The sequence below is a fragment of the Roseovarius sp. genome, assembly GCF_018066915.1.
Taxonomy (GTDB): Bacteria; Pseudomonadota; Alphaproteobacteria; order Rhodobacterales; family Rhodobacteraceae; genus Roseovarius.
Window position 1 is genome coordinate 1 of the sequence record NZ_JAGPVV010000011.1, and the last position, 10,707, is coordinate 10,707.

Consider the following 10,707-nt stretch of genomic DNA (forward strand, 5'->3'; position numbering starts at 1 on the left):
GCAGCCGCAGCAAGACCGCGCTATTCCGCCGCCCGACCACTTGTGATGATCGCGGAGAAACTCACAGGAAGCCTTGAGTATCCCGAGCTCGAAACACGAGTATTCCGTTGAAACAAACTTTACAGAAAGATTCGATGATACCTGACCAAGCGCTCAAAATGCGCGTCAAGAGATCTTTTCAGATGCTCCGCGTCCTTTACGTTCAGAATATAATCAACAAGCAGGTTGTATTGCATGATCTGGCGCGGCAACCGCAGCGCAGGATCTTGGCGATTGATCCGCTCATCTTCTTCGATCACCTGAATGACTTGTTTTTCAGGAACATAGACTTGCTGTGCCTGAACCGGCATACTCTTCCCGTTCATCAATCTGACTTTATTGTCGAAGTCATTGAAGAGATACGCTTCCAACGCCGTGATCTCACCTACGTCTTTGACGGGCCACGCCCATACATAGGCGATTTCCCAGACGTCCACTTGTCGATTGGCAATGACGTCAGACCGTGCAGACGTCAAATGACGACGCACACGAGACCGAATGCCATCAACGGATTGGCCAACATAGATCGGAACCTCATCCAGATCGCAAAGCGCATAAACACCGATGTCGTCAGTCAATGTCTTGAGCGCTTCGCTTCGAAAAGTTTGGACATCACTCAAGCCACTTCCCTTTCCAACGGTCTCTTGAGAAGGATTGGCTGGAAAAGGTGCTCGTCGAGGTATCTCACGATAGGAACGACCACGCCGTCGCCCGCAATCCTGTAGGCATCGTTATATCGTGCAGGCATCCGATAAGAAGACGGCAATCCCATAAGCCTAGAAACCTCCAGTCGTGATAACAGTCGAGCCTCAATCTCCTCCCCGCGAACGATCAGTATTGTTTGCCGCGACGATCCCCCCGCCGGAGTGCGCAAGCATCCTGCGATGCCATCAAATCGCACTTCTGCCCGTTGACGCACCCGCCCTGCCGCGTCAGGACGTCCTCGTTTGTAAAGAGTTCCCACGACTGTTCGGCCGAGTTCCTTGGCGGCTGCAACCCGCGCGAGGCTCGGAGCAGACATCATCGCAAGCAACGAGTCGACCTGTTCATCGGAAAACCATGGTGTATCGGGATCGGGATCAAGAATGCTGGTCAAGCACCAAGGCAACGGCACTGGAGCGGGCATACGAAACCACAACCAGTGTTCTCGGATTACTCTGCCGCAACTGGCGTGAAAACGCACCAACCGAGGCGAACAGAACACCCCATCAGCTTGCGGCTGACAAAGCTCAGCTACATCGACGTCCCGCCGAACTGCGATGACGAACAAACGCGGGCGGCTCTGCGGCACAAAGTAACAGGCATCAATCTCGAGCGCGCCAACATTGTAGCCTAACGATATAAACGCTTGCAGGACACGATCTAGGTCCTTCCCCTCGTGCCGAGACATCAAGCCTGTCACATTTTCGAACGCGATTATGCGCGGCGCGAACCCGGCCATGACGGCCGCGCGCACCTTCTCAAACCAGGGATTGAAAACGCCGCTACGCTGTCCATCAAGACCAAGTCCCTTGCCGGCAAGGCTGAAATCCTGACACGGGCTGGACGCCCAATAGAGGTCAATGGGTTGCTTTAGCAAGTCTGGATCGAGAAACGCCACATCACCTTCGACAAGCGCAATTCCTGACCAGTTTTCACGGTAAACGCGGCACTTCATCGCGTCGATGTCATTGGCGAGGGCACACTGCCACCGCTCCCCCAGAGCGGCGCGGACCATGCCGCCACCGGAGAAGAATTCGGCATATCTGGGGAAATGATCCATCTCGCACACCATATCTATGTTTATAGGATGGACTATTCCATGTCGAGATTAAACAAGCCTTAAACTATTCCGCCGCCTGCGCCGCTGTCTCCGCCTCGATCTCTGCCGCGCGTCGCTCGACCTGCTCGACGATGTGCTCGATCATCTGCGCATTGTCCATCCGGTGGCTCTGCTTGCCCGCGAGATAGACCATGCCATTGCCCGCCCCGCCGCCGGTAAAGCCGACATCGGTCATCAGCGCCTCGCCGGGGCCGTTCACCACGCAGCCGATGATGCTCAGGCTCATCGGTGTCTTGATATGCTCCAGCCGCTTTTCCAGCGCCTCGACCGTCTTGATCACGTCAAACCCCTGCCGCGCGCAGGACGGGCAAGAGATGATATTCACCCCGCGATGCCGCAGGCCCAGCGATTTCAGGATTTCATAGCCCACCTTGACCTCTTCGACCGGATCGGCGCTCAGGCTCACCCGGATCGTATCGCCAATCCCCATCCACAAGAGATTGCCCAGACCAATCGCGCTCTTGATCGTGCCCGACATGAGGCCACCCGCCTCGGTGATGCCGAGGTGAATCGGCGCATCGGTGGCCTCGGCCAATTGCTGATAGGCGGCGGCGGCCATGAACACATCCGACGCTTTCACACTGATCTTGAACTCGTGGAAATCATTGTCCTGCAGGATACGGATATGCTCCAACCCAGACTCGACCATCGCATCGGGGCACGGCTCGCCATACTTATCCAAGAGATGCTTTTCCAATGACCCGGCATTGACCCCGATCCGCATCGAACAGCCGTGATCCCGCGCCGCGGCGATTACCTCGCGCACGCGGCGCTCATCGCCGATGTTGCCGGGATTGATCCGCAAACAGGCGGCCCCGGCCTCTGCCGCTTCAATGCCGCGCTTGTAGTGAAAATGAATGTCCGCGACGATGGGCACCGGGCTTTCGCGCACAATGTCTTTCAACGCCTTGGCACTGGCCTCATCCGGCACCGAAACGCGGACAATATCCGCCCCCGCCTCTGCCGCCGCCTGCACCTGTGCCACTGTGCCCGCCACATCGGTCGTCAACGTGTTGGTCATGGTCTGCACGGTGATGGGCGCATCGCCCCCTACGGGCACATTGCCCACCATGATCTGACGGGATTTGCGGCGATAGATATTGCGCCACGGGCGGATATGATTGAGCGACATCGCGTCTGACCCCGTTCGTCTGAAGGTGACTGTTCCCCGCACGATAAACCGTGCCGGGGTCCGGGGCAATCGCGTGTCGCTTATTGCTGCGGTGCAGCCTCAGGCGCAATCTGCGCCTCGGCGACATAGCGCATCAGGTCCTGATCGGCCTCGATATCGGCCAGCGCAAACCGCCCGGTCAACCCCTCCGCCGTCAGCGCCAGCCCCGAGGTCACAGCCCCGCGCGTGCCCGCAGGCCCGTAATGCTGACCATTGACCGCGAAATAAATCGCGCCCGATTCGCCCACGCGCAGCGTCGGCGGCTCTTCCGTGGCCGGCACAGGATAGCTGTCGCCCGCGTTCAGAATACCCTCGAAGATCACGCTGCCATCGGCGGCGCGCACCCGCACCCAGGCCGGGCGCACCGCGACCACCTGCACCTCGGCCATGTTCCCGGCCACCACCTGCGGCCGGTTCGGGCCGGGGGCGTCAAATTCTTGCGCCTCGCGCAGCGCCAGCGCGATACCGCTGTCACGATCCGCCTCAGGTGCGCCGGGGCTCAGCGTGCCCACTTCGCGCGGGTCCAGCGTGGAAATCGGCGCATCCCGCGCCACCATCACCGGCACATCCAGCGCCTTGGGGCGGTAAAGCCTGCTCAACCGCTCGTCGCGCGGCGGCTGGAACACGCCCGATGCCGCCTCTTCGCCCTCGGGAACAACATCCGGGCTCACCGTGGCCCCGCTCAGCGGATCGAGATCGGCCAGCACCACCGGCGTATTCTCCACCGGCGCAAGCTGCACCTGCTGCACCTGTCGCAGCACGCTCCACCCGCCATAGCCAATCGCCCCGATCAATGCGACCAGAACCAGAGCCGATCCGATCGCCCCCGGCTCGATCCGCGACAGGAAACTCTCCGAGGCAGGCAAAAACGGAGTGTTGGGCGACATCAACGGATCTTGCAGCGCGGCTTTCTTGCGCTGCTTGGCCGGACCCGGCTTGCGGATCGACGACGCCTCAGCCGACATGCCATGCGCGATGGAAAATCCGGATTCGACGCAAAACGCCTTGAACGCCTGATCCGGGTCCATCCCGAGATAGCGCGCATAGGACCGGACATAGCCGGGAATGAAACCGGGGGTATCAAAGGCAGACGGATCACAGTTCTCGATCGCGGCCACGTAATTGGCCTTGATCCGCAACTCGCGCTCCACATCCAGCAGGGATTTTCCGAGCGTCGCGCGCTCGCCGCGCATCAAATCGCCAAGGCGCAACTCAAAAGCGTCAAAGCCTCTGGCTTCAACCTCTTCCACTTCGGCCTTCCGCGAAAATCGCCGCCCGATCATGCGCCCCTGCCTCTTGAGTGTCTTGCCCAAATGCCCGAATTTTCCGATTCGAGCTCTGAACTTTTCTTTATCAGACCTTAACACAAGGCAAGGTATAATGCACGTGCAGAGGGATCAGCCCGCCAATTCGGCGCGATTCAGCGCACAATGGCTCCAGAGTTCGTCCATGGCGCGCACCAGCGCATCCATCTCCTTGGGTCCATGCACCGGCGAGGGGGTAAAGCGCAAACGCTCGGTGCCGCGCGGCACGGTCGGGAAATTGATCGGCTGGACATAGATGCCATAGCCCTCGAGCAGCATGTCACTCAGCTTCTTGGTATGCACCGGGTCGCCCACGATCACCGGCACGATATGGCTGCCATGGTCGATCATCGGCAAGCCCATGGCCTTGAGCCGCGTCTTGAGGATTTTCGCCTGCGTCTGATGCGCCTCGCGCAGCTTTTGCCCCGCAGCGGTCTTGAGATAGGCAACCGAGGCACAGGCCCCCGCCGCCAGCGCCGGTGCCAGCGAAGTCGAGAAAATGAAACCGGGCGCATAGGACCGCACCGCGTCGCACATCTTGGCCGAGGCCGCGATATAGCCGCCCATCACGCCATAGGCCTTGGCCAGCGTGCCATTGATGATATCCAAGCGGTGCATCAGCCGGTCCCGCTCGCAGATCCCCGCCCCGCGCGCGCCATACATGCCCACCGCATGCACCTCGTCGATATAGGTCAGCGCGCCAAATTCATCCGCCAGATCACAAATCGCCTCGATGGGGCCAAAATCCCCATCCATCGAATAGACGCTCTCAAAGGCAATCAGCTTGGGCGCGGCAGGATCATCCGCCGCCAGCAACTCGCGCAGATGTGCGACGTCATTGTGCCGGAAAATCCGCTTGGCCCCGCCATTGCGGCGCACACCTTCGATCATGCTGGCATGGTTCAACGCATCAGAATAGATGATCAGCCCCGGAAAGAGCTTGGGCAGCGTGCTCAGCGTCGCATCATTGGCGATATAAGCGCTGGTAAAGAGCAGCGCCGCTTCCTTGCCATGCAGATCGGCCAATTCGGCCTCGAGCCGCTTGTGATAGACGGTGGTGCCGGAAATATTACGTGTGCCGCCCGATCCGGCGCCCGTAGCGTCAATCGCCTCATGCATCGCGCTCAGGACAACCGGATGCTGGCCCATGCCCAGATAATCATTGCCACACCAGACCGTGATCGGCTGCTCCGCGCCATCCGGCTTGCGCCACATCGCATGGGGGAAATTGCCGTTCTTCCGCTCGATGTCGATAAAGGTGCGATAGCGACCTTCCTGATGCAAACGGTCAATCGCCTGATCCAGCTTGGCTTCGTAATCCACTGGCGTGTCCTTCCTGATCGTCACCGGCAGACGGGGCCAGCCGTCCTTCGGGCCTTGGGCGGCTTGATCTGCCGCCTATTCAAAATTTGGAATGCAGATAAAACACATTCCCCTTGCGCAACAGGTTACAAATTGACGCTGCCGCGCTCCTTGACCTGGGTCAAGTGACTGGACAGTGCCGCGCCGCCTGATACCCTCCTTTGCAATCATACTCAAACCCAAAGGCCCGCCATGTCGCTTTCCGCCGTTCTCTCCCGCATCGACGACCAATTGCCCGCCGCCCTCGACCGGCTGAGCGGGCTCTTGCGAATCCCTTCGATCTCGACCGATCCCGCCTATGCGGCCGAGTGCGAGGCCGCCGCCGATTGGTTGGTGGCAGACCTGCAAACCCTTGGCGTCAAAGCAGAAAATCGCGCAACGCCGGGCCGCCCGATGGTCGTGGGCCATATTGACGGACCGGCGGATGCCTCGGGGCCACACCTCCTCTTTTATGGGCATTACGATGTGCAGCCGGTTGATCCTCTGGCGCTCTGGCATACCGATCCCTTTGCCCCCGAAATTCAGGACACGCCCCACGGAAAAGTGATCCGCGCGCGCGGCGCCTCCGATGACAAAGGCCAATTGATGACCTTCGTCGAGGCCTGCCGCGCCTATCGGGACGTGAATGGCCATCTCCCCTGCCGCATCACCTTCTTCTTTGAGGGCGAAGAGGAATCAGGCTCGCCCTCCCTCATCCCCTTCATGAAGGCCAATGCCGCCGAACTCAGCGCCGATCTGGCCCTGATCTGCGACACCTCCATGGTGGCCCCCGGCGTGCCCTCCATCGCCTCGCAACTGCGCGGCATGCTCAAGGACGAGTTCACCATCACCGGCCCGCGCATCGACCTGCACTCGGGCCATTATGGCGGCCCCGCCCTCAACCCGTTGCGCGAAATCTCGCGGCTCATCGCCTCGTTCCACGACGAGACGGGCCGCGTCGCGGTCGAGGGCTTTTATGAGGGCGTCCATGAGGTGCCCGCCGACCTCCTGCGCCAATGGGAAAGCTGCGGTTTTGACGAACATGAATACCTCTCTTCCGTCGGCATGACCCGTGCGCATGGCGAGGCGGGCTATTCCACCCTCGTTCAGCAATGGGCGCGGCCCACGCTCGAAATCAACGGCCTCTGGGGCGGCTATCAGGGGGCTGGCACCAAAACGGTGATCCCGTCCGAGGCCCATTGCAAACTGACCTGCCGCCTTGTCGGCGACATGGACCCCGATAAATTGCGCAAAAAGGTACGCAAACACGTCGAAGATCGCCTCTCGCCCGATGCCAAGATCACCTGGAATCAGGATCTCGACGGCTCGCCCGCGGCGGTAATGAACATCACCCGCCCCGAATTCGAGGCCGCCCGTCAGGCGCTCTCGGACGAATGGGCGCGCGAGGCGGTCTTTACCGGCATGGGCGGCTCCATCCCCATCGCCGGGTTTTTCAAGCAAATCCTCGGCCTAGACGCCATGCTCATCGGCTTTGCCCAAGAGGATGACGCCATCCACTCGCCCAACGAAAAATACAACGTCCAGAGCTTTCACAAAGGCATCCGAAGCTGGGCGCGGGTGCTGGACGCGCTCGCGAAGTGACACGCGTGGCCAGAAAGGGACAATAGTCTGCGTTGAGGAGACGCGCGGTCTCTGGGCCGGGGACTAGCGAAGCAACAGAACTGGATGCCACTTTATGTCAGCAAAGTCCGAGTGACTTCTCAGTGAGGCGCTACACATCAAAATCGCTAGGCCGCGGGACGGCCCAGCGATCGCGCGGCGGCGCGTGCCGCGCCTTGTTCCGCGCGCGGGGCACCCTGACTGTCCGCTCTGGGCTGAACGCCCCCTAAACGCCCTGCGCCTGATAGACCGCGCCCACTTCGGCCCGGATGATCCGCGCGATCTGTGCGCAATCCTCTAGGCTAAAGGTCAGCGGCAGGCGCATATCGACAATCCCGCGCAGGATACGGTCGCTCGCGGGCATCGGCGAAGACGGCGCATAGCGCCAACTGTCATAGCGGCTGGTGAACCCCACCGGCTCCGCCCCGCCGAACCATTTCAACTCGACCCCGCGCGCCAGACACCGCTTCAACACCTCGGCAATTCGCCCCCCGTCCCAATCCAGCAACAGGAACTGAATGGACGAGCCCACATAGCGCTCCGCCTCGGCCCGCTCGACCACCGTCAGCCCCGGCGTGCCGCGCAAGCCGTCCTCGACCACTCGGTAACGCGCATTCCACTTTTCGCACTGACCCTCCAGCGCCCGCAACTGCGGCCGCAATATCGCCGCGCGCAGATGATCCATCCGCCCCGAGACATTGGGCGTGTCATATTTGACCGCCTCGAACACCTCCGCAGGCGGCACCGTGCCATGCCGCACATAGAGCATATAGGACCCCGACAGCATCACCGCCCGCGCCATCACCGTCTCGTCATCGGTGATCAGAAAGCCACCCTCGCCGGAATTCATATGCTTGTAGGTCTGGGTGGAATAACACCCGATCTTGCCCCAGCGCCCCGAGGGCACGCCGCGCCACGCCGCCCCCATCGTGTGCGCGCAATCCTCGATCACCGTCACACCGGCCGCATCGCAAATCGCCATGAGCGCATCCATATCCACCAGATGCCCGCGCATATGGCTCAGCATCAGAACATCCGCCTGATCCACCTTGGCCGCCAGATCCTCCAGATCAATCGTCAGCGTCTCGGTCACACCCACAAAAACCGGCACCGCCCCCACGCTGGCAATCGACCCCGGCACAGGGGCGAGCGTAAAGGCATTGGTCAGCACCCTGTCCCCCGGCCCCACCCCCAAGGCGCGCAGCGCCGTGGCCATCGCATAGCCGCCCGACGTCACCGCCAGCGCATAGCGTGCGCCGGTGTAGGCCGCGAATTCGCGCTCGAGGGCGGCCACCTCGCCCGCCTCCTCGCCCACCAGATTATACCGATGCAACCGGCCCGACCGCAGCACGTCGAGCGCCGCCGCGATCCCCTCTTCGGGGATCGGCTCCTGTTGCGTGAAATTGCCTGTGAATCTCTCTGTCATGACCTTGTTTTGGGGCGCACCCCCGCCTGCGTCAATGGTTTTGCGCCACGGCACGGGCTTCCTTCAGAAAACCCGAAACCGCCCTGCGGCTCAGCCGATAAGACGCCGCACCACATCATGCAATTCGTCATAATGCGCGATCACCGCCTCGGGCTTCAGCGCCGCCACCGCCGCCCCACCGGGACCAAAGCCCACAAGGACCGACGGCACCCCCGCCGCCCGCGCCGTATCGTGATCCGTCACCGTATCGCCAACCATCAGCGCGCGGGCCGGGTCGCCCCCCGCCCGTCGCACTGTTTCGCGCAGATGCTCGGGGTCCGGCTTGCGCACCGCCAGCGTATCGGCACCCGTGAGCGCCTGAAACGCCCCCAATACCCCCAACCGCTCCAGCAGAAGCCGCGCCAGACCCTCCGGCTTGTTGGTGCAAATCGCCACGCGGTAGCCATCGCCGCTCAGCCGCTCCACAGCCGCCATCGCGCCCGGATAGAGCACGGTATGCACGTCAATCGCTTGCGCATAGGCCTCAAGCAGCACCGGGTAATAGCGGTCAATCGTCGCCTCATCCTCGGCCCGGCCCAACCGCTCCATCCCCAGCCGCAGCATCGCGCGCCCGCCGCGCAGGGCCACGCCGGTATCGGTCTCGGCCCGCAGCAGATCGCCCACGCCCATATCGCGAAAACAGGCATTGGCCGCCGCCAGCAAATCGCCGCTTGTATCCGCAAGCGTTCCATCCAGATCGAAAACCACCGTGCGCATGCCCTGCCCCCTGTCCGCTTCACGCCTGCGGATAGAGCGGCCCTGCCCGAATTACAAAGGAAAAGACGCGCAGACCTACTCGGCCAGCCGGTAAACCTGCAACTCCGGCAGCGCCGTCAGCGCCGCCCCCAAGGCCCGGAACCCCGCCAACGACAATTGGCTGCCCGCGCCCCGCTCCGCCGCAAGCGGAATGAGATCGACCGCCACCGATTGCCCGGTCGGCGCATAATCCACCCGCCCCCGCCCCGGCGCATCGACAAGCGGCGTCTTGAGCCAGAGCCCCGGCTCAGCCGGCGACCCAAGCGAGGCCACGGTTGTTCCCAACGCCCCCGCCGGTGCAGTCGCCGCCTCGGCCCGCGCCGCCTTGCGCTCGGCAGGCGTTGTTGCATCCAGCGCCTCAGGCGTCATCGGCACCACCACTTCGGGCGCAGGGGCCGCACGGGGGCCAAAGACCCGCTCCACCTGCGCACAGCCCGAAACCGCCAGAACGCCCAAGATCATGATCAAATGTCTCATTTGTCCACCCTACCCTCCCGAACTTGGCCCTTCAACGGCCAACTTGTCCCTTGCCCCGCCGCGCCCCCCCGCCTAGATTTACGCCATGACAGCACCCCTGATAGACCCGTTTCAGCGCGCCATCTCTTACCTGCGTGTCTCCGTGACAGACCGCTGCGATTTCCGCTGCGTGTATTGCATGTCCGAGAACATGACCTTCCTGCCCAAGCGCGAATTGCTCACGCTCGAAGAACTGGATCGCCTCTGCTCGACCTTCGTGCGCATGGGGGTGCAGAAACTGCGCATCACCGGCGGAGAACCGCTGGTGCGCAAGGGCATCATGACCTTCTTTGACGCGATGACCCGCCATCTGGAATCGGGCGCACTCAAGGAACTGACCCTCACCACCAACGGCAGCCAGATGGAACGCTTCGCAGGCGATCTCTATGCAGCCGGCGTGCGCCGGGTGAATATCTCGCTCGATACGCTCGATGATCAGAAATTCGCCGACATCACCCGATGGGGCCGCCTGCCGCAGGTGCTCAAGGGGATTGACGCGGCCCAGAACGCCGGGCTGCGCGTCAAGATCAACACCGTGGCACTCAAGGGCTTCAACGAGGACGAGCTTTTCACCCTTACCGAGTGGTGCGCCTCCCGCGACATGGACCTCACCTTCATCGAGGTGATGCCGATGGGCGATATCGGCAACGAAGACCGCTTGGGCCAATACTGG

Annotated in this window: 10 protein-coding genes; 2 read left to right on the forward strand and 8 right to left on the reverse strand. The window is 62.0% G+C overall.

The annotated features are described in order from the left end of the window. Positions 1-119: 119 nt before the first annotated feature. From KBT70_RS00490 to hemA, 5 genes are all read right to left on the reverse strand, one after another. On the reverse strand, positions 120-659 hold the full coding sequence (locus tag KBT70_RS00490; protein ID WP_296627493.1) for a GIY-YIG nuclease family protein: 540 nt from the start codon (positions 657-659) through the stop codon (positions 120-122). Further along, positions 656-1,801, reverse strand: a complete 1,146-nt coding sequence (locus KBT70_RS00495) for a DNA cytosine methyltransferase (protein ID WP_296627496.1) — start codon at positions 1,799-1,801, stop codon at positions 656-658. Before KBT70_RS00495 ends, KBT70_RS00490 begins: the two co-directional genes overlap by 4 nt. Before the next feature lie 64 nt (positions 1,802-1,865). Beyond that, positions 1,866-2,993: a flavodoxin-dependent (E)-4-hydroxy-3-methylbut-2-enyl-diphosphate synthase gene (gene ispG, locus KBT70_RS00500; protein WP_296627499.1), complete on the reverse strand. Its 1,128-nt coding sequence runs from the start codon at positions 2,991-2,993 to the stop codon at positions 1,866-1,868. A gap of 80 nt (positions 2,994-3,073) precedes the next feature. Continuing rightward, on the reverse strand, positions 3,074-4,315 hold the full coding sequence (locus KBT70_RS00505; protein WP_296627501.1) for a helix-turn-helix domain-containing protein: 1,242 nt from the start codon (positions 4,313-4,315) through the stop codon (positions 3,074-3,076). 114 nt (positions 4,316-4,429) lie between these two features. Continuing rightward, positions 4,430-5,659, reverse strand: a complete 1,230-nt coding sequence (gene hemA, locus KBT70_RS00510; protein WP_296627504.1) for a 5-aminolevulinate synthase — start codon at positions 5,657-5,659, stop codon at positions 4,430-4,432. Between the two features lie 231 nt (positions 5,660-5,890). Between hemA and KBT70_RS00515 the strand changes: the two genes are divergently transcribed. Further along, positions 5,891-7,279 carry a M20/M25/M40 family metallo-hydrolase gene (locus tag KBT70_RS00515; RefSeq protein WP_296627507.1) on the forward strand — a complete coding sequence of 463 codons (1,389 nt, stop codon included), beginning with the start codon at positions 5,891-5,893 and terminating at the stop codon, positions 7,277-7,279. A 244-nt stretch (positions 7,280-7,523) separates the two neighbouring features. Here KBT70_RS00515 and KBT70_RS00520 read toward each other — a convergent pair whose 3' ends face one another. From KBT70_RS00520 to KBT70_RS00530, 3 genes are all read right to left on the reverse strand, one after another. Next, positions 7,524-8,723 (reverse strand): DegT/DnrJ/EryC1/StrS family aminotransferase, encoded by a 1,200-nt coding sequence (locus KBT70_RS00520; protein ID WP_296627510.1) that lies wholly within the window; start codon positions 8,721-8,723, stop codon positions 7,524-7,526. 90 nt (positions 8,724-8,813) lie between these two features. After that, a complete protein-coding gene (locus tag KBT70_RS00525) occupies positions 8,814-9,479 on the reverse strand; it encodes an HAD-IA family hydrolase (protein WP_296627513.1) in 666 nt (221 codons plus the stop codon). Positions 9,480-9,554: 75 nt separating this feature from the next. Then, positions 9,555-9,995 carry a hypothetical protein gene (locus KBT70_RS00530; protein ID WP_296627515.1) on the reverse strand — a complete coding sequence of 147 codons (441 nt, stop codon included), beginning with the start codon at positions 9,993-9,995 and terminating at the stop codon, positions 9,555-9,557. Positions 9,996-10,080: 85 nt separating this feature from the next. Here KBT70_RS00530 and KBT70_RS00535 point away from each other — a divergent pair. Then, positions 10,081-10,707, forward strand: a 627-nt coding sequence (locus KBT70_RS00535; RefSeq protein WP_296627518.1) for a radical SAM protein, incomplete at its 3' end; no start/stop codon positions are given.